22 protein-coding genes and 1 pseudogene are annotated in these 25,262 nt (G+C 67.0%); 14 read left to right on the top strand and 9 right to left on the bottom strand.

The window, feature by feature from the left end:
* Nucleotides 1–88 precede the first annotated feature (88 nt).
* The 3 genes from QQL87_RS26135 to QQL87_RS26125 form a co-directional block, all read right to left on the bottom strand.
* Entirely contained in the window at nt 89–283 is a 195-nt protein-coding gene (locus tag QQL87_RS26135) for a hypothetical protein (protein ID WP_284421852.1), read from the bottom strand.
* A gap of 122 nt (nt 284–405) precedes the next feature.
* Nucleotides 406–1,164: an SDR family NAD(P)-dependent oxidoreductase gene (locus QQL87_RS26130; RefSeq protein WP_284421851.1), complete on the bottom strand. Its 759-nt coding sequence runs from the start codon at nt 1,162–1,164 to the stop codon at nt 406–408.
* A gap of 219 nt (nt 1,165–1,383) precedes the next feature.
* Nucleotides 1,384–1,914, bottom strand: a complete 531-nt coding sequence (locus QQL87_RS26125) for a ParB N-terminal domain-containing protein (protein ID WP_284421850.1) — start codon at nt 1,912–1,914, stop codon at nt 1,384–1,386.
* A gap of 287 nt (nt 1,915–2,201) precedes the next feature.
* Here QQL87_RS26125 and QQL87_RS26120 point away from each other — a divergent pair, with 287 nt between their 5' ends.
* The 5 genes and pseudogenes from QQL87_RS26120 to QQL87_RS26100 all read left to right on the top strand — a co-directional run bounded on the left by QQL87_RS26120 (nt 2,202) and on the right by QQL87_RS26100 (nt 6,329).
* A complete protein-coding gene (locus QQL87_RS26120) occupies nt 2,202–2,600 on the top strand; it encodes a VOC family protein (protein ID WP_284421849.1) in 399 nt (132 codons plus the stop codon).
* Nucleotides 2,570–2,854: pseudogene (locus QQL87_RS26115) on the top strand (alpha/beta hydrolase); the annotation flags it as partial. The gene QQL87_RS26120 and the pseudogene QQL87_RS26115, both read left to right, overlap by 31 nt.
* A 113-nt stretch (nt 2,855–2,967) precedes the next feature.
* A complete protein-coding gene (locus QQL87_RS26110; RefSeq protein WP_284421848.1) occupies nt 2,968–3,963 on the top strand; it encodes a catalase family peroxidase in 996 nt (331 codons plus the stop codon).
* A gap of 118 nt (nt 3,964–4,081) precedes the next feature.
* Nucleotides 4,082–4,957, top strand: a complete 876-nt coding sequence (locus QQL87_RS26105) for a DUF1444 domain-containing protein (RefSeq protein WP_284421847.1) — start codon at nt 4,082–4,084, stop codon at nt 4,955–4,957.
* A gap of 184 nt (nt 4,958–5,141) precedes the next feature.
* Nucleotides 5,142–6,329, top strand: coding sequence for a GGDEF domain-containing protein (locus QQL87_RS26100; protein ID WP_284421846.1), 1,188 nt, complete (start codon nt 5,142–5,144; stop codon nt 6,327–6,329).
* 105 nt (nt 6,330–6,434) lie between these two features.
* On the opposite strand, the gene QQL87_RS26095 is transcribed toward QQL87_RS26100, so the two are convergent.
* Nucleotides 6,435–6,605, bottom strand: coding sequence for a hypothetical protein (locus QQL87_RS26095; RefSeq protein WP_284421845.1), 171 nt, complete (start codon nt 6,603–6,605; stop codon nt 6,435–6,437).
* Nucleotides 6,606–7,016: 411 nt separating this feature from the next.
* On the opposite strand from QQL87_RS26095, the gene QQL87_RS26090 reads away from it, so the two are divergent.
* Nucleotides 7,017–8,774, top strand: coding sequence for an outer membrane protein (locus QQL87_RS26090; RefSeq protein WP_284424129.1), 1,758 nt, complete (start codon nt 7,017–7,019; stop codon nt 8,772–8,774).
* 78 nt (nt 8,775–8,852) lie between these two features.
* Here the strand turns inward: QQL87_RS26090 and cuyB are convergent, their stop codons facing one another.
* Complete coding sequence (gene cuyB, locus QQL87_RS26085) at nt 8,853–9,572, bottom strand: cysteate racemase (RefSeq protein ID WP_349817295.1); 720 nt, start codon at nt 9,570–9,572, stop codon at nt 8,853–8,855.
* A gap of 94 nt (nt 9,573–9,666) precedes the next feature.
* A complete protein-coding gene (locus tag QQL87_RS26080; RefSeq protein WP_284421843.1) occupies nt 9,667–10,563 on the bottom strand; it encodes a LysR family transcriptional regulator in 897 nt (298 codons plus the stop codon).
* Between the two features lie 214 nt (nt 10,564–10,777).
* Between QQL87_RS26080 and aspA the strand changes: the two genes are divergently transcribed.
* The 4 genes from aspA to QQL87_RS26060 all read left to right on the top strand — a co-directional run bounded on the left by aspA (nt 10,778) and on the right by QQL87_RS26060 (nt 18,219).
* The gene (aspA, locus tag QQL87_RS26075; RefSeq protein WP_284421841.1) at nt 10,778–12,289 is read left to right on the top strand and encodes an aspartate ammonia-lyase; all 1,512 of its coding nucleotides are present in this window, start codon (nt 10,778–10,780) and stop codon (nt 12,287–12,289) included.
* Nucleotides 12,290–12,317: 28 nt separating this feature from the next.
* Nucleotides 12,318–13,637 (top strand): dicarboxylate/amino acid:cation symporter, encoded by a 1,320-nt coding sequence (locus QQL87_RS26070; RefSeq protein WP_284421840.1) that lies wholly within the window; start codon nt 12,318–12,320, stop codon nt 13,635–13,637.
* Between the two features lie 332 nt (nt 13,638–13,969).
* Nucleotides 13,970–16,795: a DUF3160 domain-containing protein gene (locus QQL87_RS26065; RefSeq protein WP_284421839.1), complete on the top strand. Its 2,826-nt coding sequence runs from the start codon at nt 13,970–13,972 to the stop codon at nt 16,793–16,795.
* Nucleotides 16,774–18,219 carry a CapA family protein gene (locus tag QQL87_RS26060; RefSeq protein ID WP_284424128.1) on the top strand — a complete coding sequence of 482 codons (1,446 nt, stop codon included), beginning with the start codon at nt 16,774–16,776 and terminating at the stop codon, nt 18,217–18,219. Before QQL87_RS26065 ends, QQL87_RS26060 begins: the two co-directional genes overlap by 22 nt.
* Before the next feature lie 48 nt (nt 18,220–18,267).
* Here the strand turns inward: QQL87_RS26060 and QQL87_RS26055 are convergent, their stop codons facing one another.
* The gene (locus QQL87_RS26055) at nt 18,268–19,305 is read right to left on the bottom strand and encodes a Gfo/Idh/MocA family protein (protein ID WP_284421837.1); all 1,038 of its coding nucleotides are present in this window, start codon (nt 19,303–19,305) and stop codon (nt 18,268–18,270) included.
* A complete protein-coding gene (gene aroQ / locus QQL87_RS26050) occupies nt 19,302–19,757 on the bottom strand; it encodes a type II 3-dehydroquinate dehydratase (RefSeq protein WP_284421933.1) in 456 nt (151 codons plus the stop codon). The genes QQL87_RS26055 and aroQ overlap by 4 nt, the downstream gene beginning before the upstream one ends.
* Before the next feature lie 298 nt (nt 19,758–20,055).
* Between aroQ and QQL87_RS26045 the strand changes: the two genes are divergently transcribed.
* Complete coding sequence (locus QQL87_RS26045; RefSeq protein WP_284421836.1) at nt 20,056–21,018, top strand: helix-turn-helix domain-containing protein; 963 nt, start codon at nt 20,056–20,058, stop codon at nt 21,016–21,018.
* A 147-nt stretch (nt 21,019–21,165) separates the two neighbouring features.
* Nucleotides 21,166–22,683 (top strand): aldehyde dehydrogenase, encoded by a 1,518-nt coding sequence (gene adh, locus QQL87_RS26040; RefSeq protein WP_284421835.1) that lies wholly within the window; start codon nt 21,166–21,168, stop codon nt 22,681–22,683.
* An 80-nt stretch (nt 22,684–22,763) separates the two neighbouring features.
* Here adh and QQL87_RS26035 read toward each other — a convergent pair whose 3' ends face one another.
* Nucleotides 22,764–23,441 (bottom strand): helix-turn-helix domain-containing protein, encoded by a 678-nt coding sequence (locus tag QQL87_RS26035; protein ID WP_284421834.1) that lies wholly within the window; start codon nt 23,439–23,441, stop codon nt 22,764–22,766.
* 244 nt (nt 23,442–23,685) lie between these two features.
* Between QQL87_RS26035 and QQL87_RS26030 the strand changes: the two genes are divergently transcribed.
* Nucleotides 23,686–24,579 carry a class II glutamine amidotransferase gene (locus tag QQL87_RS26030; protein ID WP_284421832.1) on the top strand — a complete coding sequence of 298 codons (894 nt, stop codon included), beginning with the start codon at nt 23,686–23,688 and terminating at the stop codon, nt 24,577–24,579.
* A complete protein-coding gene (locus tag QQL87_RS26025) occupies nt 24,579–25,262 on the top strand; it encodes a GltB/FmdC/FwdC-like GXGXG domain-containing protein (RefSeq protein WP_284421831.1) in 684 nt (227 codons plus the stop codon). The genes QQL87_RS26030 and QQL87_RS26025 overlap by 1 nt, the downstream gene beginning before the upstream one ends.

The following is a 25,262-nucleotide window of genomic DNA, read 5'->3' as shown; positions in this document are numbered from 1 at the left end:
CCGTCGCGCTTGGCGGCGGTGACCGCGCGCCGGTTCTGACCCAATTAAACGCGGCGAGGCCCGGGGTGACCCGGGCCTTTCCGTTGCGTTACTTCTGCTGCTGGCTCTTCGCGTGCGCCTGGTCGCTGTGCTGGCTGGCCGTCTGCGAGTGCTGCTTCGCACTGCTGGCGTGCTCCTTGCCCTTCGCGTGATCGCCCTTGCCGTGCAGTTCGGCGGCGGAACGATGAGCCTTGGCGGCGTTGTCGTGGTGCTCGGCCGCCTTGTTATGCTCGTCTCTTGCCATGGTGGACTCCTTGGTTGTCGTCTCCCCAGCCGGGATGAACTCGCCGGGGGCCAAGGATGTTCCCACGTCATGACGAAGAGCCTGCGGGCGCGGGTCGGGTTCCGCGCGCGCCGGCAGGCCCCTCACACCCACCCGCCATCCACGATGTAGTTCTGGTTCGTGCACGCCCCGCTGTCGTCCGAGGCGAAGAACAGCACGACGCGGGCGATGTCGTCGGGCATGATCTTGCGCTTGAGGCATTGGCGCTGCATCAGCTCGGCTTCGCCTTCGGGCGTGAGCCAGAGCTTGAGCTGGCGCTCGGTCATGGTCCAGCCGGGGAGGATCGAGTTGACGCGGATGTTGGCCGGGCCGAGGTCGCGGGCCAGCGCGCGGGTCAGGCCCTGGATGGCGGATTTCGCGGTCGTGTAGCAGGGCATGCCGCCCTGGCCGAGCACCCAGCTCACCGAGCCCAGATTGATGATCGCGCCGCCGCCGGCCTGGGTCATGTCCTGCGCCACCGCCTGGGCGGCGAAGAACTGGTGCTTGAGGTTGACGGCCATGCGCTCGTCCCAATAGTCCGGCGTGACCTCGTCGATGGTGTGGCGGTCGTCGCGCGCGGCGTTGTTGACGAGGACGGTGATCGGGCCGAGCGCCTCGCGCGCGCCATCGATCGCGGCGCGCAATGCGGCGACGTCTCTGAGGTCGGCATGCGCGAAGTGGATGCGGGCTTCGGCCGGCAGGCTGGCGAGCAGCTTGTCCGACGCCTCGCGATCGATGTCGATGAAGGCGACGCGCGCGCCCTGGCCGAGAAAATTGCGGACGATCGCCTCACCGATCCCGGAGCCGCCGCCGGTCACCAGCACCGTGCGGTTCTTCAGGCTTGGATAGATGGCGGTTGGCATGGGCGTCCTCTCGATGGCCTGACAGGCGATGGGTGAACTGCAATGCAGCGGCGCAGGCAAGCAGCTCGCGGCCCGCAGACGATCGCATAGGCTGGTCCAACTTGGTAGTCGGACTTCGATCCACGCCGTGATGCCAGGCCCCGTCCCGGCCATGGCCGAGAGCGAGACGAACGCAGAGCTCAGATCGTCGGACGTGATCGCCCTGGCGACGCGGGACGATCAGTAGCGGCCGCCGCTGCGCTCCTGCTGCTTGATCCAGTCGGACAGCGTCTTGGGCGCTGCCGCAGCGGCGCCGGACCGTGCCGGCTTGGCGGCACCGGCGCGGCCGCTGCGGTTTGCCGTGTCAGCAGGCCCGCGCGCACGTGTCGCAGTGTGGGCCGCCGAGCCGCCGCGCGACGACGCCGCGAGCTTCTCGGCTTCCTCCCGCTCCAGCCGCAGCTTGCGCAGCCGCTCCATCTTCTCGCGCTCCGGATCGATCGGCGGCGGCGGCAGCTCGCGCTGGCGGGCTTCCTCGGCTGAGATCAAGCGGCCCTTGATGGCGGGCTCGCCGAGGGCCTTGCAGGCCTCGAGGCGGTGCAGGCCTTCGACCAGGACGTAGTGGTCCTTCTCGCGGCGGACGAGGATGGGCTCGCGCTGGCCGGACTCCAGGATGCTTTCGGCGAGCGCGTCGACCACCTCCGGCTTGAGCGTCTTGCGCTTCTTGTCGGGCACATGGACCCTGTCGATGGGGAAGCTTTCCGGTGCGGGCACTGTTGAAACTCCGTCATGGGCGCGTCCGGTCCGACCTCACGGTCGAACATCGTCACGATGCCGGATCCGGACCGAGGCATCGCGGAGGCGATGGAGACGCGGGCACGCTTGGATACAATAGGGACATTCCGGCTGTGGCCGCAAGGCGCGGATGATGCTGCGCGCTGCCTTGTCCGGATGTCTTGCCGGGATGTCTTGCCGGATCGGCATGGCCGCTGACGCGTTGATGTCGGTGCGGTCGCAGCGAGACTGAGGCATTCGCGCGGCAATCCACCAGGGAGGACCAGATGACGCGGCTGTGGACGATCATCGGCGTCGCCGACGTGCGCCGCAGCACGGCGTGGTATCAAAGGCTGCTGGGCCTGCCCGAGACGCCGCCGGTGCACAGCTATTTCGGGCAAGTCGTCGAGTCTGACGGAACGGTGCTGCTCTGCTGTCATGCCTGGGGCGCGCATGAGCATCCGTCGCTCACGTTGCCGCACATGGCCACGTTCGGCAACGGCCTGCTGCTGTTCTTCCGGGTGGAGGACTTCGATGCGGCGCTGACGCGGGCGCGGGAGCTGGCAGCGGCGCTCGACGAGGAGCCGCATGTGAACCCCAACACGGGAACCGCGGAGTTCTCGCTGCGCGATCCCGATGGCTATCATGTCACGATCAGCGCGGCGGTGCCTATGACGAGGGCCTGAAGGCGTTCTGGAACCCGATCAAAGCCTATTGGGCCGACCACTCCGAGGAGCATCGCAAGCCGCTCACCAAGCGGGTGACGTTGGAGATCACTGCGTTGCGCCGGACAATTGGGTTCACGATCGAGCCCTGCTCGACCGGCCCGGCAATGCCGGCATTCCGATCGACATGCTCTACGACCATCGCACCAACCTGCCGCTCTATCCCAAGGTCCAGGTCTATTTTCCGCAAGCATCAGCCGCCGACGCTGATCGTAAAGCTCGGCGCGTGAAAGGGATCCACACGGCGGCCGAGACGTCGACACGATGGTCGCTCGTGTCGCGATTTTGTGGTCTGATGATGCGATACTCGCCACAACAGGAGCTGCTGATGACGAACCGCAAACATCTTGCTGCGCTGATCGGACTAGGCCTCTCCTTTGCCGCCATGACATCAGCGCAGCAAGCCTTGGCGCAGGACGCGCCGGTCGAGGAGCAGGTCGTCAATGCGATGAACAAGGTGTTCGGCGTCCATGCCGGGTTCCGCGCCAATCACGCCAAGGGCGTGGTGGTCGAGGGCAAGTTCAAGCCGTCGGCGGAAGCCGCGGGCTTGAGCAAGGCGTCGCTGTTCAGCGGGGCTGAAATCCCGGTGACGGTGCGCTTCTCGGATTCCACCGGCGTGCCGAACCTGCCCGACGGGTCCGACGATGCCAATCCGCATGGCATGGCCGTGAAGTTCCATCTCGCCGACGGCAGCGACATGGACATCGTGATCAACTCGCTCAAATTCTTCCCGGTCTCGACGGCGGCGGAGCTGCGCGACCTGTTCCTGGCGATTGCGGACAGCGGGCCCGGCGCGGCCAAGCCGACCAAGATCGAGCAGTTCATCGGCAGTCACCCGTCGGTGCCGGCCGCGCTCGGCACCATCGCGACGCCGGACAGCTTTGCCAGCGAGGCCTATTTCGGCGTCAACGCCTTCGTGCTCGTCAACAAGGCTGGCCAGAAGCAGGCCATCCGCTGGCAGATGCTGCCGGAGAAAATCGTGCATCTCGACAAGGCCGAGGCCGCCAAGCGCGGGCCGGACTTCCTGATGACCGAGCTGCCGGCGCGGCTGAAGCAGGGGCCGGTCGCGTTCCGCTTCATGGCGCAGCTTGCGGCCGCCGGCGACGATACCAAGGATCCAGCCAAACCGTGGCCGGACGATCGCAAGCTGGTCGAGCTCGGCGTGCTCACGATCGACAAGGCGGTCGCCGACAGCGACGCCGCGCAGAAGAAGCTGTTGTTCCTGCCCGGCCAGCTCACCGACGGCGTCGAGGCGTCGGACGATCCGATGATCGACATCCGCAACGGCGCCTATGCGATCTCGTTCTCGCGGCGCAATCCGTGAGCGGGCTGGGGCGGCGGGGGATGCGTGACCGCCGCGCGATCGGCGATTGATTTGCGGCCGCCGCTCGGTGAGGATGGGTTCCCATTCCCACCGCATCCGAGTTCGGCGCCTGGTCCCGATGTCCCGTTCGATCGTTATGCAGCGGCGTGCCGTCCGACGCGCCGCGGCCGCCTTTGCCGCGCTGCTGCTGCTCGCCGGCACCGCCGTCGCCCAGCAGGTCCCTACCAGCGAGGCCGCCTTCACCGATTTCGTGGCCCAGCGCGTGCGCGCGGCCGTGCGCCCCATGCCGGTCGAGATCAAGGGGCCGCTGACGCTCACAATCGGGCCGCTGCAGGCCAATCTCGACCGCATCCAGGCGTTCTGCAGGACCGCCGACCGGGCCGGCTGTCTCAAGGAGATCGACACTTATGTAAATGGGGTGGTGCAGGCGACGCGGACGGCGACCGCGAAGCCGGCCAAGGACAGCCTGCGCGTCGTGGTGCGGCAGGCCGCCGACATGCAGCGTGCCGTGGAGCAGCTCGGCGCAAGCGGCGTGGCGACGACGCGGCCGCTGGTCGAGGGGCTCGTGATCGTGCCGGTGCTGGATTCGTCGCGGACCACGAAGATCCTGGCCGCGCCGGATCTGGCGGCGCTCGGGCTTTCGCCGGAGCAGGCCGTCGCCACGGGCCTCGCCAATGTGCGCAGCCGGCTCAAGCCGATCATGACGGTCGCGAAGCCGATGCCGGCGGGACAGTTCGGCCACATCACCGGCGATTATTATGAGAGCAGCCGGCTGGCGCTGATCGACAGCTGGGCGCCTCTGGCGCAGGCGCAGGGCGGTGTGCTGATCGTGGCCGCACCGTCGCCGGATCTGGTGCTCTATAGCGGCGAGGACTCGCCGACCGCGATCGACGCGCTGCGGACGCTCGCCGCCAATCTCACGGTCCGTGCACCGAAGCCGCTCTCCAACATGCTGCTGCGCTGGACACCGAAGGGCTGGCAGCGGGTGCGGTGACGCAGGCGGCGGCATCGGCGCGCGCCGGCGAGGGTGGATCCGACGGCTGCCGCGGCCGGGCGTCGTGCCTTCACGCCGGATCCGGGCCGGCGCAGCGTTAGCTGGCGGTTAGGGCCTCGTCCCTAAGGTTTTGCCGCGGTCCTGCAGAGAAGGGCCGGCAAACTCGAGGACATCCGCGGAACAGATGAGCAATCCGGCCCTGCCCAGCCGCCTCGACCTGCTGCTGCGGTTCTCGCCCGAGGTCGAGCAGGCGTATGAGCACGATGCGCGCGCCCAGCGCATCGCCGAGCTCAGGCGTTCCATCGCGGTTGGTTTATGTCTCTTTAATGTCTACAACTTTACCGGAGTTCTGCTGCTCGACGACGTGATGTCCGCGGTCTTCGTGCTGCGCGGGCTCGCGGTGACGCCGGTCTCGATCGCGCTGATCTGGCTGATCGGGTCCGTCAATGCGCGGACGCGCGAATGGCTGATGACGATCGGCGTCCTCAATGCCTTCGTGGTGCCGATCTGGCTGTTCTACATCTCCGACAGCGCATTCTCCGCCTACACATTCGGCGAGTTTCCGCTGACCTTCGTGTTCGGCAACATGCTGCTGATGCTGCGCTTCCGCTTCGCGATCCTGTTCACGGCCGCCGCGCTCGCGCTCGCGGTCGCGGCCGCGCTGATGAAGGCCGGCCTGCATCAGGATCTCCGCACGGCCTTCGTGATCCAGATCGTGACCGGCGCGGTGCTGACGCTCTATGCCAACTGGAAGAGCGAGCTGAACCGCTGCGTGTCGTTCCTGCGCGAGTTCGACGCGCGCGAGGCGGCGCAGGCGGCGAGCGAGGCCAGCCGGCTGTTCAAGGACCTGTCGCTGACCGATCCGCTGACTGCGCTGCCGAACCGCCGCGCGCTCGACAGCACGCTGGCGGCCTGGTTCGCCGAGGATGGGACGGTGGCCGTGATGATGATCGACATCGATCACTTCAAGGCGTTCAACGATCATCTCGGCCATCCGACCGGCGATGACTGCCTGCGGCAGGTGGCGGCCGCGCTGCGCGAGGTCGCCGGCGAGGCCGGCGCCGCGGCGGCGCGGTTCGGCGGCGAGGAGTTCACCGTCCATGCCCGCGGCCTGTCGGCCGCCGCGGCGGCGCGGCTCGCCGAGCACGTCGTCGAGCGCGTGCGGGCGCTGCAGATTCCGCATCCGGCGCGGCCGGACGGGCTTGCCATCGTCACCATCAGCCTCGGTCTGGTCCATGTCGCGGACGCCGCCGCGACCAGCCCGTCGGTGGCGCTGGCGCGCGCCGACGACGCGCTCTATGCGGCCAAGCGCTTCGGCCGCAATCGCTGGGTCGATGAGGCGGATCTTCGGCCGGAGGCCATGTCGGCGTGAGCTGTCCGTCGCTGTCACTGCGTCGTTGAACGCGCCGCCGCGCATCAATCATCCCGCCAGCCGAAATGCGGACGCGTCGCCGCCCGTGTTGCTGATCATTCGCCATCACGCCGGCGGCTTGTCGCCGCATTCGGTGCGATTGCGGCAACGAGCGCCGCGGTGTGCGCGGATCGATGGCGTGACGATGTCGTGGTGGATCGGCCGCATGCGCCGCCGTGTTGCCGAGATCGGCTTGCGCTGCTGATTGGCCGGCACGTCGAAATGGGACTCCAACATGGAGCGGGCATGACAGTGTGACGCGGTGCTCGCCGCGCAATCGGCGCGTGTAGTTGTCCGCCGCGCAAGCCGCTTGGCGTACGATCGGGGCGGCGCGGGATGTGCAAAACACCCTGCAGCAGCGCTGCGCGCGCGACGCATCGTCGTCGACGGATCGTCGTCGACCGCGCACGCGATCCGCGGCACGACATCGAGCGCGCCTGCGCAGAGCGCCGTCGCGAGGCGCGGCCAGCTTCTTTTCGCCAGAATTCTGCATCTTGCGTGCAACACTCAACATCCAATTTCGATCGCGTCAGCGTCGCGATCCGCATTCCTTTCGAATGACATTTTTCAATTCAGTTCGCGACACATTCTGATCCTCCTGATGCGGGCGTCGTTTGTTGCGGCACGTGTTCAGGAGTTATGAGTTCGATGCGTCGCGTATTTGGCGTGTGTCTTTGCCTATCGACTTTCGCAGGAAGTACGACATCGGTCTGGGCGACTGATCTCGCCCTGCCCCCGCCGCTCCCGCCGCCCGACGTCTTCGCCTACAGGTGGAGTGGCTGCCACGCCGGCGCCAACGCCGGCATGGCGTGGTCGCGTCAGCAGCAGAATTGGAGCCAGGTCGCCAATGCGGCGCCCCTTCAGCCTGTCCAGCAGCCCGGCGGCAACGCCGCTAACCCGCCTCCGGCCAAACCGCCTGTGGTTGCCAATCCGCCGCCGAACCCGCCGCCGCCGAACAACCCCGGCGGGAACAATGGTGGATGGAAGCCGCCTTACAAGCCGCCCTACAAGCCACCGGTCTATGGTCACCATGGCGACAAGGGATGGTGGCAGCCCGGCAAGTATCATCACGAGGACAACTACAAAGATCACAAGTGGACGAAGTACGATCAGAAGCACGACAAGCCCGACCATGATGATGGCTATCATTGGCCGAAGTCTGGCTGGAACGGTGGCGACAACAAGCACGCGGATCATGATTGGCCGTGGCAGGCGAAGCCGTACAAGGACGACAAGTATAAAGACGACAAGCATGTCGTCTCCGGCTGGTCCGACAAGGGGCGCGACGACGACCACGACAAGTCGGGCGGCTGGTCACAGCTGCATTCCAGCGGCTATTCCGACCGTTATGCCTGGCTGCGGCACGATGAGCACGACAAGCATGATTCGGGCGGCTGGGGCGGCAAGAAGGACGACGATCACGACAAGCCGGCCTTTGGCTGGTCGAAGCAGCCGTCGAAGGGCGAGTACGAGCGCTATGCCTGGCTGAAGCCGGACAAGGACGACGGCGACAAGAACGACAAGCAGGGCGGCTATGGCTGGCAGAAGCAGCCCGCCTATGACAAGCACGACAAGGACACTTGGCAGAAGGACGCTTGGCAGAAGGACAATTGGAAGGACGGCTGGCAGAAGGACAAGGACGACTGGCAGAAGCACGACGGCAACTATCATCACGGTGACCATGCCTGGAAGCCGCCGGTGAAGCCCGGCTGGCCGCCGAAGAATCCGCCGCCGCCGAACAACCCGCCGCCGAACAATGGTGGCGGCCAGCCGAACCCGCCGCAGCAAGGCAACAATGGTGGTGCGCAGAATCCGCCTCCGGTCGCGGGCGGCGGTGCGGTGCCCGTCGCCAATGCGGCTCTGCAGCTTCCGACCGCGGTCTCCGCCAATGGCAGCGATGCGATCGGCGGCCTGCAGGTCGGCTGCGACTATCAGATCGATCGTCTCGTTCTCGGCGTCCAGGCGATGGCCGATCTTGGCGTCATCAACGGCTCCAGCGCGCTGGGGCCGCAGCTGACAATAAACTCGGCGACGCGGAACCTCTACACCGCCACGCTGCGCGCGGGCTATCTGGTGACTCCGGAGATCATGGCCTATGTGAGAGGCGGTGCGGCGTGGACGCGAACCAGCGTCGCGGTCGTCAACAACGCCACCGGTCAAACCGCCATGGCGGCGTTCAACCGCAGCGGCTGGACGGTCGGCGCCGGTGTCGAATGGATGTTCGCGCGCAACTGGTCGGCCTTCGCCGAATATGACTACGCCGATTTCGGCACCGTGACCGGCACCTTGCCGGGCGCGGCGGCGGTGACCGGCGGTCCGAACGTGGTGAGCCAGAAGACGCAGCTTCACACTGCGCTGATCGGCGTCAACTACCGCTTCGAAATGCTCTCGCGCGGCGGCCGCTGAGGCCTGCCGTCTCCTGCCAAGCAAGCGAAAGGCCGCCTGGTCATCCCAGGCGGCCTTTTGCGTCTCAGCGGCGGGCGGTTACGCCACCCGCCGCTCCGGCTTGTCCAGCGTGGCCAGGCAGGATCTGACACAGGCCCGCGCCAGCATGTCGGTCGGGTCCAGCAGTCGCGGCTTCAGCTCGCCGTCGGCCGCAGCCAGCGCGAGCGGGATCTCGGTGCAGGCCATTGCGACCTGCGAGCAGCCCTTGGTCACCAGCGTGGCCGCCTCGCGGCTCAGGATCGTGGTCGCCGCGCCGACATCTCCCGCCTTGACGAGACGGATGGCGCGCATCACCTCGGCCTGTCCTGCGGCATCGGGCATCGCGCAGGCGAAGCCGCGCTTGGCGAGGCGGCGCTGATAGATGCCGGCGCGGACGGTGCCGTCGGTGGCGAGCACGCCGATCGTGGTGCCCTTGAGGCCGCGCTCGGCCAGCGCATCGGCGAGCGCGTCGACGATGTGAAGGATGGGCACGTGGGTGCGCGCCTGCAACTCGCCGTGCCAGTGATGCGCGGTGTTGCAGGGGATGGCGATGCAGGTCGCGCCGGAGCGTTCGAGCCGCTTCAGCGCATCGAGCATCGCAGGCAGGGGATCGCGGCCCTGGTCGAGGATCGCGGCCGTGCGGTCCGGGACCGATGTCGCCGAGCACACCACCATCTCGATGTGGTCCTGGTCGCACGCGGCCGGGGTGTTGCGGATCACCTTGCCCATGAAATCCACCGTCGCCATCGGGCCCATGCCGCCGAGTACGCCAAGCATCATCGTTTCATTTCCTCCCTGACCCGCCGACCATGCGGCGGTGGCGCGGCCAAATCCAATGCCGAGGCCGACAGCGCCATTCCGATTTGACATAGTTTTAGGGCGACAGCTGCCGGGCGGCGCTCCAGACCTTCTCGACCACGGGCCGGGTGCGGCGCAGGCTGCGATAGAGCCGGATCTCGAGCGGAATCTCCGGCCCGAGCAGGACCAGCGCGCCCTCGTCGAGATCTCTTGAAATCAGGCTGCGTGGCAGCCAGGCGAGGCCATGGCCTTCCAGCGCCATGAACCGCAGCGCATCGGCCATCGCATTCTCGTTGGTGTGGGCCACCTGCACCGGCGGCGCGCCGGCCTGCTCCTGCGCAAACTGCGCCTGGGCGAAGGTGGCGAGCCGCCCCAGGAACGAGCTCGTGGCATAGCTGAGCAGGGGCAGCGGAGCCCCCTCGGTCTCGCCGCCGGCGAGCCGCGGACTGCGCGCCGCGACCAGGCTGTCGGTGCCGACCACGAGATGCGGATAGAGCTCCGGCTCCAGCGGGATCGGCACGTGGGGATGGTGGAAGGTGAGCAGGAAATCATAGCTGCCTTCGACGATGGCCTGCAGGCAGCTATGGAAATCGTCGGGCAGCAGCCGGCTGCCGACCTGGCCGACCTGCGCTTCGATGCTGCGAAACCAGCGCGGGAAGAACCGCAGCGACAGCGTATGCAGGGCGGCGACCGAGACCATCTGCGTGCTCGGCCGCATGCTGGCCTGCAGCGAGACGCGGCTGGCATGCAACATACGTACGGTCTCTTCCGCGGTCTCCAGAAACAGCCGGCCCTCGTCGGTCAGGGTCGTCGGGTAGTTCGAGCGGTCGATCAGCGACACGCCGAGCCAGAGCTCGAGCGCCTGAATGCGGCGGCTGAAGGCGGATTGCGTGACGTGCCGCTCCTCGGCTGATCGCGAGAAGCTGCGAGTGCGCGCGAGGCTGAGAAAATCCTCGAGCCATTTCAATTCCATGATCCGACCTCGCTTCCCCCCTGCGCCTCGGCTCGATCGAAAGAGGACGGGCGCATCGGCGGCAGCATGCCCGGTTGCAGTGCTTGAATTCATGCAAACTCGGAATGACGGGTGCGCACATAGCATTGGATCGTTGCCGCGTCCTGAACAAAACATCCGCCGCATCCGGCCGTGAGCTGCGACGCACCGTCGCCGCGCGGCCTCAACGACAAAGATGTGGGGGGCGCGCGTGCGCAACGAGCATGATCTGCTGGGGGACCGCGAGGTGCCTTCGGAAGCCTATTATGGCGTGCATACGCTGCGGGCGGTCGAGAATTTCCGCATCACCGGGATCGCGATATCCAGCTATCCGCAGCTGATCAACGCGCTCGCCGCGATCAAGCAGGCCGCTGCGCTCGCCAATATGGAGCTCGGCCTGCTCGATGAATCGAGGGGGCAGGCGATCGTCGCGGCCTGCAAGGAGTTGCGCGCCGGGAAGCTGCACGAACATTTCCTCGTCGATGCGATCCAGGGCGGCGCCGGCACCTCCACCAACATGAATGCCAATGAGGTGATCGCCAACCGTGCGCTGGAGCTGCTCGGCCATGCCAAGGGCGACTATGCGCGGCTGCATCCCAACGAGCACGTCAACATGAGCCAAAGTACCAACGACGTGTATCCCACGGCGTTGAAGATCGCGACCTGCCGCTCCTTGCGCGACCTAGCCGCGGCGATGGACATCCTGCGGCTGGCCTTCGCGCGCAAAGCCGACGAATTCAAGGACGTGCTCAAAATGGGCCGCACCCAGCTGCAGGATGCGGTGCCGATGACCCTGGGGCAGGAGTTTCACACCTATGCGGTGATGCTCGGCGAGGACCAGGAGCGCCTGCACGAGGCCGCGCTCCTGATCCAGGAGATCAACATGGGCGCAACTGCGATCGGCACGGGCATCGCCTCGCACCCGGCCTATGCCCGCATCGTCTGCAAGCATCTGATCGCGATCACCGGCCTGCCGCTGATGACGTCGCCGGATCTCGTCGAGGCGACGCAGGATTGCGGCGCCTTCGTCCAGGTGTCGGGCGTGCTGAAGCGCATCGCGGTCAAGATCTCCAAGATCTGCAACGATCTTCGGCTGCTGTCGAGCGGGCCACGCGCCGGCTTCAACGAGATCAATCTGCCGGCAGTGCAGGCGGGCTCCTCGATCATGCCGGGCAAGGTCAACCCGGTCATTCCGGAGGTCGTGAACCAGGTGGCGTTCGAGGTGATCGGCAACGACCTGACGGTGACGATGGCCGCCGAGGCCGGGCAGCTGCAGCTGAACGCGTTCGAGCCGATCATCGCCCACAGCCTGTTCAAGAGCATCAGCCATCTGCGGCAGGCCTGCCTGACCCTGGAGGAGCGCTGCGTCAACGGCATCACCGCCAACCGCGAGCGGCTGCTGGCCGATGTCGAGAACTCTATCGGCCTCGTCACCGCGCTCAACCCGTACATCGGCTACGCCGCTGCGACCGCCGTCGCGATCGAGGCCCATGCCACCGGCCGCGGCGTCGCCGAGCTGGTGCGCGAGCGCGGCCTGCTCTCCGAGGACAAGCTCGCCGAGATCCTCAGGCCCGAAAGCCTGACCCGGCCGCAGAGCATCATCGCGCCCGCTGGCGACGAGGCGGACGCGCTGCGGCCGTCGTTGCGGGACCGCCGCAAGGATTGCGCGGGGGATGGGCTGCGGCCGGTCTCGGCGAAGCTGAACTGAGAAAAAATCAAGGGAGATGACAACGACCATGACGAGCACCGCCGACAGTTCGACCATGCATTCCAGATGCCTGACCCATGCGCTGATCGCCAGCCTGCTGCTGGGCATCGGGACGGGCTATGTCTGCCACACAATGGCGCCGACGCCGGAGATGGCCAAGACCATCGCCGGCTACTTCTCGATCATCACCGACGTGTTCCTGCGCCTGATCAAGATGATCATCGCGCCGCTGGTGTTCGCGACCATTGTCTCGGGCATCACCAGCCTCGGCGCGGAAGGACGCGCCGTCGGCCGCATCGCCGGGCGTTCGATGGGCTGGTTCGTGTCCGCCTCCATCGTCTCGCTCGGCCTCGGCATGATCTTCGCCAATCTGTTCGCGCCGGGGCTTGGCCTGCAGCTGCCGCTGCCCCACGCCGACGCGGCGACCAATCTGCAGACCGCCGGGATCAACCTGAAGGACTTCATCACCCATGTCGTGCCGGTCAGCGCCACGCAGGCGATGGCGACCAACGAGGTGTTGCAGATCCTGGTCTTCGCGGTGTTCTTCGGTCTGGCGCTGAGCCGGCTGAGGACGGGCTATGCCCGGACGCTGGCGACCTCGATCGACGAGCTGGTCCTCGTCATGCTGCAGATCACCAGCTTCGTGATGCGGTTCGCGCCGTTCGGCGTGTTTGCTGCGATCGCCGCGGTCGTGACCACGCAGGGCCTCGGCGTGCTCGTGACCTATGGCAAGTTCATCGCCACCTTCTATCTCAGCCTTCTCGTGCTCTGGACGGTGCTGATCGTTGCTGGCCTGGTCGTGCTGGGAACGCCGGTGTTTCGCCTCATCAGGCTGCTGCGCGAGCCGATGCTGCTGGCGTTCTCCACCGCGAGCAGCGAGGCGGCCTATCCGAAGATGATCGAGCAGCTGACGAGGTTCGGCGTGAAGGAGCGCATCACGAGCTTCGTGCTGCCGCTCGGCTACTCGTTCAATCTCGACGGCTCCATGATGTACCAGGCCTTCGCAGCCTTGTTCATCGCCCAGGCCTATGGCATCGAGCTTAGCATCATGCAGCAGGCCGCGCTGCTGCTGGTGATGATGGTGACGAGCAAGGGCATTGCCGGCGTGCCGCGCGCCTCGCTGGTCGTGGTCGCCGCCACCCTGCCGCTGTTCAACCTGCCGGTCGGCGGCATCCTCCTGATCATGGGCATCGACCAGATCCTGGACATGGGCCGCACGATGACCAACGTCATCGGCAACGGCATCGCCACGGCCGCCGTCGCGACATGGGAAGGCGAGCTGAGCGGCGTCGGGAACCCGGTCCCCGAACAGGCCGTGCCCGCTGCGGCTGCCGTCGCAGGCGGCTGAGCCTGACGAACAGACCTTGCCGGCGCACGGGCCCCGCCGATCGGCGGGGCCCGATTCGTTTGTGCCTCGTCGGCCAGTCGGCCGGCTCCCAGCGTCGGCGGCGGCCATTGCGGCTCGGGCGCTGTCCGGTCCCACATCTCTTGCCCTGCCATGGACGTTCGCATCATATGGCGCCGCGCTCGGTCGCAAGCTCTTGCGACTGAGCCGAGCCGGACGAAACCGCGCGCCGACCCGCATTGAACGTTTCGATGCCGCGCGCGGACATACTGATCCGACCATCGCAGGGACCGTTCGCGGACGATCTTTCCGCGTGCAGGGAAACGGAGGACCGCATGAAGATCGTGTCGCGCGCGCTGCTGGCGGGTTGCGCCATCCTGCTGGCGATGACCGGCGCCGGCGCGCAGTCGCCGCTGGTCGACGAGGCGGCGGCGCCGTCCGAGCCCTATCAAGGTCCGTTCGCCTATGACGAGGAGGAGACAGTGGTGGCGCGATCGCCGGCGGAGGCCGTTGCGTTCGATCTGCCGGCCGGCCTGTCGTTGCGCGACTACGAGGCGTCGCCGAGGGGATCAGAGGTCGCCGTTATCGTCGAGGACGCCGCGCGCCGCCAGCAGGTGGCGTTCTGGGCGTTCGGCCGCGACGGATTTTCCCGCCGCATCGATGTGCCGCCACAAACCCGGATCGCCTCGGTCACCTGGCATCCCCGCGGCAAGGCGCTGTTCCTGCTCGCCACGGGTGACCGCGGATCGCAGATCCTCAAGCTCGACGCGACGGCCGCGAGCTTCAATGCAAAGACGGTTTACTCCAGCACGGTCGCGCTGCGGCGACTCGTCGTGGGACCGCGGCCGTTCGAGGTCAATGGCGAGACGGCGCCGGTGCTGCGCCTGTTCTTCGGCGAGAAGCTCGCCAGCGGCGCCTACGCGCTGCGCACCGTGACCGAGAACGGCAAGGCGCTGTACACGGTGGTCGGGCCGCAGCGCGATGCGGGGACCAAAGGCGACGACGAGACGCCGAACACGACCATCGCGCCGTCGGCGCTACCGCTGCAATTCCATCCGGCCGGCAATCAGCTGGTCTGGGAGGACCAGAAGAAGTGCCTGCACAAGTTGACCTACGTCGCGGACAATTGGGGCAAGAGCGAGCCGTTCGGCCGTGAGTGTGGCCATACGCTGACCTACACGCCGAACGGCATCGCCACCATCGACTGGCAGCCCAGTCAGCCTGGCATCCGCATCAAGGGCCTGGTCGACGGCTCCGACCAGCCTGCGCTCGGTGAGCACAAGCTCGACTCGGTGCCGTCGCAGATGCCGGATGGCCGCGGCGTCATCGCACTGACCGCGACCGGCGCGACCAAGAGCCTGCGCTATCTGCCGATCAGCGTGCCGCTGGCCGATGTCGCCAACGCCTGGATGTACATGGAGAGCGCCCGGGATCAGCAGGCCTTCATGCGGGATCGTGGCCTGTTCCGGCCGCTGCCGGAGCTGGACCAGCTCTTCAAGCTCTATGACACCGAGTCCTATCAATGCGGCGGACCCGACACGCGCGCGCCGACGCGGCCGTATTTCGTCACCACCGATCTGTTCTGGGAATTGTACAGCGCCGCCTTCGACGGGTTGTTCATCATCCTCGAGCGCGAGCAGGCCGCGCCCGCCTTTGCGCGCTTCGTGGCCGCCGCCGATGCCGAACTCGCGAAGCGCCACGCGGGCAGCCGCATGGCCAAGGCGTTCGCCGCCGCCCATGCCGTGCTCGATGGGCGCAGCGACTCCAACGCGGAAGCACGCCTGATCGTCGCCGCGCGCGGCGCCGAGCAATCAGTGGCGCTGCAGGAAACGCTGGACTTCGCGCAGTTCAAGCCGCGCGGCCACTACACGACCGATGCGCAGAAGCGCTATTTCGGTGCGGTCCGCTATCTCAGCGCACTGCCGCTGTCGGCGGAGGATACCGCGCTGCTGCGCGGGCTCGATGCCGCGGTCGGCCGAGCCGCCCAGGATTGGATCGCGGTGTACCGCCCGTTCATCGCCTCGTCGCGCCTCGATCTGGTCTGGGGCGGCGCGGCCTCCACCATCGCGTCGCATCCCGACACGCGCGGCACGCGGCTGTTTCCGCTGTCGTGGGGCTGGGACAACGAGGCGCTCGACAATGTCGTCGACCATGCGGAGCGGCCGGCAGCCGAGCGCATCCAGAGCCGGGATGGTGGTTCGCGTCTGTTGCCGTCGGGGCTCGATTTCGCGGCCATTGCCGGCAATCGGCTGGCGAATGAGTTGCTCAGCGGCGAGTTCGCCGCCTATCCCAATCTCGCCGGCCGGATCGCTGCCGTGCGCCAGCGCTTTCAAGCTGCCGGCGGCAAGTCGCGCAGCAGCCTCTACGACTCCTGGATTGCAGCGCTGGCGACGCAATGGGCCGACACGACGACAGCGGCGGTCGCCGGCCCGGTGTGGAACGCCAAGCGCCTGCAGACCGGGCTCGGGTCATGGGCCACGCTTCGCCACGCCACCGTGCTGGTCAACGACAAGACCGTGGCCGAATGCGGCGAAGGCGGCTTCGAGGCGATCGTGATGCAGCCGCCTCGCGGCTATGTCGAGCCTGATCCCGCGACGTTCGCGGCGATTGCCGATCTGTTCGAGGCCACCATCGCCATGGTGCGGGACAGCCGGACGATCGCTACCGATGCTGCGGCCAATACGCGTCTGCGCGACGGCGTCATCCGCCGCCTAAGCGAGTCCCGTGACAACATCCGCAAATATCAGAAGATCGCCGAGAAGGAGTTGAAGGGCGAGACGCTGAGCGCCGATGACTACAAGCTGATCCAATATGTCGGCCGCGCCGCCGAGCACAATTTCCTGATCTTCTCCAGCCTGTCGAATCCGCAATATGCGCTGTCCAATCCCGATCCGATGATGAAGGTGGTCGACGTCGCCGACGCACCGTCAGGGACGCGCGAGCTCGGTGTCGGACGTCCACTCGAATGGGACCAGATCGTTCCGCATTCCGGCCGTTCCGAGATCGTCAAGGGCGGTGTCTATTCCTACTACGAGTTTGCGTCGCCCCAGCCACTCGACGATGCGGAGTGGCGCAAGCGGGTCGACGGACAGGCGCGGCCGGATTGGGTGACGCGTCATCTGTCTGCGAACGTGCTGTCGTGTCCGGCCCGTCAGCCGTGATGCGGACCTGGTTGTCGCTGCTGCTCGTGCTGGTCAGCGTGGCAGCGGTGGATGCGGCCGAGCCGGATCCGCCACGGCTGCTCTTCACCGGCGACATCCTGCTGGCGCGGCAGGTCGCGCGCGAGATCGCCGCGCGCGGCGGGCTGTCACCATGGCATGGGATGCGCGACGTGTTCCGGCGTGCCGATGCCGTGGTCGGCAATTTCGAGGGCACGGTTGGCGCTGCCGAGGCCTGCGACGCGCCGAAGGAGCTGTGCTTCGCGGTCGACCCGCATCTGGTGCCGCTGCTCAAGGACGCCGGCTTCAGGGCGCTCGGCATCGCCAACAATCACAGCGGCGATCTCGGCGCGGTCGGGCGCAAAGCGACGCGCGAGACGCTGCAGGCCGCCGGTCTCGGAGCGATCGGATCGGCGGAGTCGCCGGCGTTCTTCAAGGTCCGCAGTCATACGCTCGCACTGATTAGTTTGAATCTCGTTCCGGGCCGTGATGGGCAGATCGATCAGTTCCCGTCATGGCAGGTCGCGCAGAAGCTGCGGCTGGCGCGGACACTGGCGGAGTGGGTCATCGTATCAGTGCATTGGGGCAAGGAGCTGGCGGACTGGGTCGTGCCCGAGCAGGAGGCCGGCGCGAGATGGCTGGTGGCGCAGGGCGCCGATCTCATCATCGGCGCGCATCCGCACGTCGTGCAGCCGCCGGCCTGCGTCGACGGCAAGCCGGTGTTCTACTCGCTCGGCAATCACGTGTTCGACCAGAAATATCCGTTGACCAAGCGCGGCCTGATCGCCGATTGCGAGATCAAGGACGATCGCCTGGTCTGTCGCGGTCTGGGCACTCGGACGCCGGACGGCTCGGCCTATCCCGCGCTGGCCACGGCGGAAGCCGGTCCTTCGCCAGATCTCGCGCAATGTTCGGTGGCGTCAGGGGCCCCGCTGCGCGCGGCCGGTCAGACCATCAGCCCCTGGATCCGTGATGGCGCGTTCACGTCCGATCGCCTCGTGCTCGAAGGCCGCGGCGAGGCGAGCCGATGGCGAACCCCGCAGCGCGCATTGTTATCAGTTGAAGCCGGACGGCTCGTCGCCGATCAGCCGCCGCTGCTGTTCACGCTCGAGCGTCATGCCTCGCCGATCGATGGCGAGGACGGGCCGCGCCCCTATGTCTACGAGGTGACGTCGCATGGCCTGGTGGCGAAATGGCGCGGCTCGGCGCTGGCTTGGCCGCTGCTGGATGCGACATTGATCGCCGATGGTGCAGGGCAGGCCCATCTCTGCGCCCTGCATCGCGGCGACTCCTTCATCATGCTGGATACGGCAGCACCTTCCTCCACGCGGACGCAGGTCTATGCCTGGAACGGCTTCGGCTTCACCGGCGTCAACGACGGCGAGCTTGGCACGCGCTGCGCGCGGCGCTTCGGCCAGGGTGGTTGAGCCAGCCGTTGCGTTCGGCTTTCACCGTGTGCGCGGCAGCTTCGCGCGTCACACCTGCTCGCTTGCCCCGGACGCCGCGGCACGCTTGATTGCGGCGATCACGCGCAGTGTATTCAACCCCTCGCGGCCGCTGACGATTGGGGCGGCCGTGCCGCGGATGACGGCGCAGAAATTGGCGATCTGCCGAGCGAGCGGGTCCTGCATCTCGTAGCTCAGCCGCTCGCGCGCGATCGGCGACCACCAGCTCGCCGCATCCGGGTGATGCCACAGGTCGAGCTGCGGGATCGCCAGCGACCCTTGTGTGCCGCCGATCTGGTAGCAGCTCTCCTGCGTCCTGCTGTAGGCCGGGTTCTCGCCGCTGGTGAACTCATAGCTCCACGGCGCCTGCACCGTATCGGAGACGCTGAAAGTGCCGAGCGCACCGGAGGCGAAGTGGAGGATGATCGCCGCCGTGTCCTCCACGGCGTACCCGCGGACACGGCTGGATTGGGCCGCCTGCACCGCGACGATGTCGCCGCAGAGAAAGCGCAGCAGGTCGATGTCATGGATGAGATTGATCAGCACGGGCCCGGCGCCGGTCTCGCGGCGCCATGCGGCGTCGAAATAGTCGTTCGGCTTGATCAGCCAGAACAGGCCGTTGATCGCGACGATGCGGCCGAGGCGACCGTTGTCGATCTCCGCCTTGGCGTGCTGGATCATCGGGTTGTGGCGGCGATGATGGCCGGTCAGCAGGGGCACGCCGGCGCGCTCGAACGCCTCGACCAGTGTCTGCGCGGCCGCGACGTCATCGGCCAGCGGCTTCTCGATCAGCGCCGGCAGGAGGGCTGAAAGACAGGCGAGGCCGTTAGCGACATGCATCTGGTTCGGCGTGGCGATGACCACGCCCTCCGGCCGGTCCTGGGCCGTCATGTCGTCGAGGGAGAGAAACCAGCGCACACCCAGCGACTGCGCGAGATCCCGCGCCGCCGGCGCGGGATCGACGATCGCCGTCAGTACCGCCTCCGGGCAAGCGACGATCTGCTCGATGTGGCGCCGTCCGATCAGGCCGGCTCCGGCGACGGCGAGCTGGACGGGACCGCTGGTCAAGCGCCGGCCTTCCCGTCGTCGAGCAGCTTGGCGACGCGCCGCAATGCGAGCTGATAACCCTGGGTGCCGAAACCGGCCATCACGCCGTCGGCGCGCTTTGAGACGAACGAGTGGTGGCGGAATTCCTCACGCTTGTGCACGTTGGAAATGTGAACCTCGATGACCGTCCCGTCGAACGCATTCAGCGCATCGAGGATCGCGACCGATGTATGGGTGAACGCCCCGGGATTGATGACGATGCCGCCGGCGGTCTCGCGCGCCTCGTGGATCCAGTCGATGAGTTCATACTCGCGGTTCGACTGATGGAAGCGAATCTCCAGGCCGAGCTCTGCCGCGAGGGCCCTGCAGTCCCGCTCCACATCGGCCATGGTCTCATGACCGTAAATGTGCGGCTGACGCTTGCCGAGCAGGTTCAAATTGGGCCCGTTCAGGACGTAGACGAGGCGGCTCATGAGAGAACTCCGGTTCGGGGAAAGCGCATCGACGAACGCCGGACTTGCCATGCACGAAGCGCTGCCGGGAGTGTTGCCACGAAGATCACGCGCTTGGCAACCATCCGAGCCCCGCTCTGCGGACGCCCCTGTGTTGGCCGCGCCGGCTTCCACGGCCGAGCCTCGCGCTGCCCGCGCGCCGGGCTCGGTCGGCTTGACGCGGATCAAGGCGGGGTGTTGTAGTCGTCTTAATATGACATCAAGACTCGCGGGGTTCGTGACAAGCCGCAGGGGCAGGGGAGAGAGCCGGAGGAGGGAGATGGGGCGTTCGCCCGAAAATTCCCATTCGGACCGTGTGCTCGACGTCGTCGCCAAGCGGGCGCCGGCGGTTTCTGCGCTGGCGGCGTCCTGGCGCCGGTCCGGCCACCTGCACGCGCTCGATCCCGCCACCCATGCGCCATCCTGCCGGCTGACGGCAGCCGAGATTGCGGCGGCGCGCGAGCGGCTGGGACGGCTGCTCGCGATCGCGCAAGTGAGCCTCGACCGGCTGTTCCTCGCCGTCGGCGGCGTCGGATGCTCGGTGCTGCTGGCTGATGCCGAGGGCACCGTCGTCGACCGCCGCGGCGCGCGGGGCGACGACTCGACGTTCGATTCCTGGGGGCTGTGGACCGGCGCTGTCTGGAGCGAGCGGCACGAGGGCACCAATGCGATCGGCACGTGCCTCGTCGAGAAGCGGCCGCTGACCATCGACCGTGATCAGCATTATCTCGCGCGCAATACCCGGCTGTTCTGCACGACGGCGCCGATCTTCGACGAGCATGGCCAGCTCAAGGCGGCGCTCGACGTCTCGTCCTGCCGCGCCGATCTCACCGAAGGGTTCGGCCGGCTGATCGCGACCACGGTGGCGGATGCCGCGCGCCTGATCGAGGCGGAAAATTTCCGCCAGGCGTTTCCGCATGCGCGCATCGTGCTGACGCCAGATGGCGAGCGCGACATCAACTCGATGCTGGCGGTCGACAGCAACGATCTCGTCGTCGGTGCCACCCGCGCGGCTCGCCGCGCCCTCGGCCTGTCCGCATCGGCGCTGACGCGCCCGGTGCCGGCCGGCGACCTGATCAGGGGCGCGCAGGCCCAGGGCGACGACATCGACGCCGCCGAGCGCGCCGTGCTGAAGCGTGCGCTCGCGCGCGCCGGCGGCAACGTCTCGAAGGCTGCCAAGGAGCTCGATGTGTCCCGTGCCACCCTGCATCGGAAGATGAAGCGGCTCGGCCTGGAGCGATGAACGCAACGCGATCGGCTCTTCGCAGCCGACCTGTCGCAGAACTGCGACACTTCCGCGAACGCGCTGCCGCCGGCCTCTGGCCTGTAACGCCGCTTTGACGGAGCCTCTCCTCAACGCCGTGTGCATCGGCGTGAATGGGAGAGACAGATGACCAAGGTTGACGTCAATGCGGCGTTCAAGCCGCCCTTCGCTGCGCGTTACGAGAACTTCATCGGCGGGACCTGGAAGGCGCCGAACGCCGGCAAGTATTTCGACAACATCTCGCCGATCACCGGCCAGCCGGTGTGCGAGATCGCGCGCTCCGATGCTTCCGACATCGAGGCTGCGCTCGACGCCGCCCATGCCGCCAAGGACGCCTGGGGCCGCACCAGCGTCACCGAGCGCGCGCTGGTCCTGAACAGGATCGCTGACCGCATGGAGGCCAATCTCGACAAGCTCGCGTTGGCCGAAACCTGGGACAATGGCAAGCCGATCCGCGAGACCACCGCGGCCGACATCCCGCTCGCCATCGACCACTTCCGCTATTTCGCCGGTGTCATTCGCGCCCAGGAAGGCTCGATCGCAGAGATCGACCATGACACCATCGCCTATCATTTCCACGAGCCGCTCGGTGTCGTTGGCCAGATCATTCCCTGGAATTTTCCGATCCTGATGGCCGCGTGGAAGCTCGCGCCCGCGCTCGCGGCCGGCAATTGTGTCGTGATGAAACCGGCCGAGCAGACGCCGGCCTCGATCATGGTGTGGATGGAGCTGATCGGCGATCTCCTGCCGGCGGGCGTGCTCAACGTCGTCAACGGCTTCGGCCTGGAGGCCGGCAAGCCGCTGGCGTCGTCACCGCGCATCGCCAAGATCGCCTTCACCGGCGAGACTTCGACGGGCCGTCTGATCATGCAATACGCCTCGCAGAACCTGATTCCCGTGACGCTCGAGCTCGGCGGCAAGTCGCCCAACATCTTCTTCAAGGATGTCTGCGCCGAGGATGACGACTTCCTCGACAAGGCAATCGAGGGCTTCGTGATGTTCGCGCTCAACCAGGGCGAGGTCTGCACCTGCCCGAGCCGCGCGCTGATCCATGAATCGATCTATGAGCGCTTCATGGAGCGCGCCTTGAAGCGCGTCGGCGCGATCGTGCAGGGCAGCCCGCTCGATCCTGCGACCATGATCGGCGCCCAGGCGTCGGCAGAGCAGATGTCCAAGATCCTGTCCTATATCGACATCGGCAGGAACGAAGGCGCGCAGGTCCTGATCGGCGGCGAGCGCAATTTGCTCGGCGGCGATCTCGCCGGCGGCTACTACGTCAAGCCGACGGTGTTCAAGGGCCACAACAAGATGCGTGTGTTCCAAGAGGAGATCTTCGGGCCCGTCGTCTCGGTCACGACCTTCAAGACCGAGGACGAGGCGCTGTCGATCGCCAACGACACGCTCTACGGCTTGGGGGCCGGCGTGTGGAGCCGCGACGCCAACACCTGCTACCGCTTCGGCCGCGCCATCCAGGCCGGCCGGGTCTGGACCAACTGCTACCACGCCTATCCCGCGCATGCGGCGTTCGGCGGCTACAAGCAGTCGGGCGTCGGCCGCGAAACGCACAAGGTGATGCTCGACCACTATCAGCAGACCAAGAACATGCTGGTCAGCTACAGCCCGAAGAAGCTCGGCTTCTTCTGACGGCTGCGGCTGTACGCCAAGCCGGCCGGCCAAGAGCGTCCCGGCCGGCTTGTGCGTCCCTGCGCTTCGACTGTATCGCCTTAGCGATTGCGCCGGGGATAGATGATCACGGAGAGATAGGTCATCGGCGCCTTGATCAGCTCCTCCGGCCCGTGGCGGGCGGCGGCGTCGAAGAACAGCGCATCGCCGGGCTCGAGCAGATAGAGCCGGTCGGCGTGGCGGTAGCGGACCTTGCCTGAGAGCATGTAGATGAACTCGACGCCGGCATGGCGGAAGTCGGTGTAGGGGACGGCGTTGCCCTTGAGCGTGATCAGATAGGGCTCGACCACGACGTCGCCGCCGAGCGAGTAGCCGAGCAGATCGTAGAGGTGCCCGGCCTTGGTGCCGCGCCGCTCGATGCGTACGCCCTGGCCGCCCTTCACGAACGAGCAGTCACGCTCCTCGCCGTTCTCGCGGAACAGCCGCGCGATCGGCACGTTCAGCGCCTTGGCGAGCGCCGACAGCGTCGCCAGCGACGGCGAGATCGAGCCGTTCTCGATCTTCGACAGCATGCCGGCCGAGATGCCGGCGGCGACGCCGAGCTCGGCGACGGTGAGATCGAGATCCTTGCGCAGCCGGCGCACCTCGGCACCGATTTCGGATTCCAGGGTCGGTGACGCCTCCCTGGGCGCCAGCGAGCCGGTGAGCAGCTCAGGCTCCGCGCGCGGCGCCTCGGCCTTGCCGTCCTTCTTGGGATGCTTCGCGGCGCCTTTCGCCACAGGAACCTCGTTGTCATTCTTGAACGGGCCGACTGATCGGCTGATGTCTGATCTCTATACGCGGCGGCTGCCATCGCGGCCAGAGCGGGGAGCGTGGCGAGCCGCCGCGCGATCACGCGGTCGAAGGGCTCTGTCTACTTTCTTAAAATGAACAAAAGTTTCTTGACGAGAATATCGCCTGCGCTATGTTTGGCGCTCCGGACGGAGCGTGCGCTGCCCGTCCGACAATGACGTGGAGCGGAGCATGTGCGGGATCGTCGGGCTGTTTCTGAAAGCGCCCCGGTTGGAGCCGGAGCTCGGCGCGCTGCTCAGCGACATGCTCGTGGTGATGAGCGATCGCGGCCCTGACAGCGCTGGCTTTGCGGTCTATGGCGACCGGACCCAGGGACGCGTCAAGCTCACCATCAGTGGCGCCGACGAGGACGTTCTGCGGCGCGCCGTCGGCGAGCTTGCCAAGGTCATCAACGAGACGCCCGGACTCACCTTGCACGACACCCACGCCGTGCTGTCGATCTCGTTCGACAAGGAGAAAGCCGCGCGCGACTTCATCGAGCACCACGATGACATCAGCTTCGTCGGCGCCGGCGCGCGGATGGAGCTCTACAAGGAGGTCGGCCGCCCCGAGCAGGTGACGCAACGCTTCGGCCTGGCGCGCATGACCGGCAGCCATGGCATCGGCCACACCCGCATGGCCACGGAATCCGCCGTCACCACGCGCGGCGCGCATCCGTTCTCGACCGGGCTCGACCAGTGCCTCGTGCACAATGGCTCGCTGTCGAACCACAATGGCGTGCGGCGCATGCTGCAGCGGGAGGGCATGCGCTTCGCGACCGAGAACGACACCGAGGTGGCAGCCGGCTATCTGAGCTGGCGGATCCGCGAGGGCGCTTCGCTGAAGGAGGCGCTGACCAACAGCCTGTCCGATCTCGACGGCTTCTACACCTTCGTGGTCGGCACCGAGACCGGCTTTGCCGTGCTGCGCGATCCGATTTCCTGCAAGCCGGCGGTCATGGCCGAGACCGACGATTACGTCGCGTTCGGCTCGGAATATCGCGCCCTCGCCGTGCTGCCGGGCGTCGACAAGGCTCACATCTTCGAGCCCGAGCCGGCGACTGTCTATGTCTGGGAGCGGGGCTGATGCCGGGCTTCGATCTTGCGAAGGCGCCGTTGCGCGAGCTGAACGCCGCGCTCCACGCGCTGTCGCCGTCGACCAACGAGACGCATTGGGTGGTCAGCAATCCTTCCGGCAAGCACGCCGTCGCCTGCGGCCTCGACGCGCCGGTGACCGTCGAGATCGACGGGCACGTCGGCTACTACTGCGCCGGCATGAACAAGAACGCGACGGTGGTGATATCAGGCAATGCCGGCGTCGGCGTCGCCGAGAACATGATGTCGGGCGAGGTCCGCGTCAAAGGCGATGCCAGCCAATCGGCCGGCGCGACCGGTTGCGGCGGGCTGCTGGTGATCGAGGGCAATGCTTCGGCACGCTGCGGCATCTCGATGAAGGGCATCGATATCGTCGTGAAGGGCTCGATCGGGCCGATGAGCGCGTTCATGGCGCAGGCCGGCAACCTGGTCGTCCTCGGCGACGCCGGCGACGCGCTTGGCGATTCCATCTATGAGGCGCGGCTGTTCGTGCGCGGCCGCGTCGCCAGCCTGGGCGCCGACTGCATCGAGAAGCCGATGACGGAGGAGGATCGCGCGATCCTCGCCGACGTGCTGAAGCGCGCCGGCGTCGATGCCGATGCCGACGCCTTCAAGCTCTACGGCTCGGCGCGGCGCCTCTATCACTTCCACATCGACAATGTCGACGCCTATTGA

This window comes from Bradyrhizobium sp. SSBR45G (genome assembly GCF_030159255.1).
GTDB lineage: Bacteria > Pseudomonadota > Alphaproteobacteria > Rhizobiales > Xanthobacteraceae > Bradyrhizobium.
This window is presented reverse-complemented; position numbering and strand designations above follow the sequence as displayed.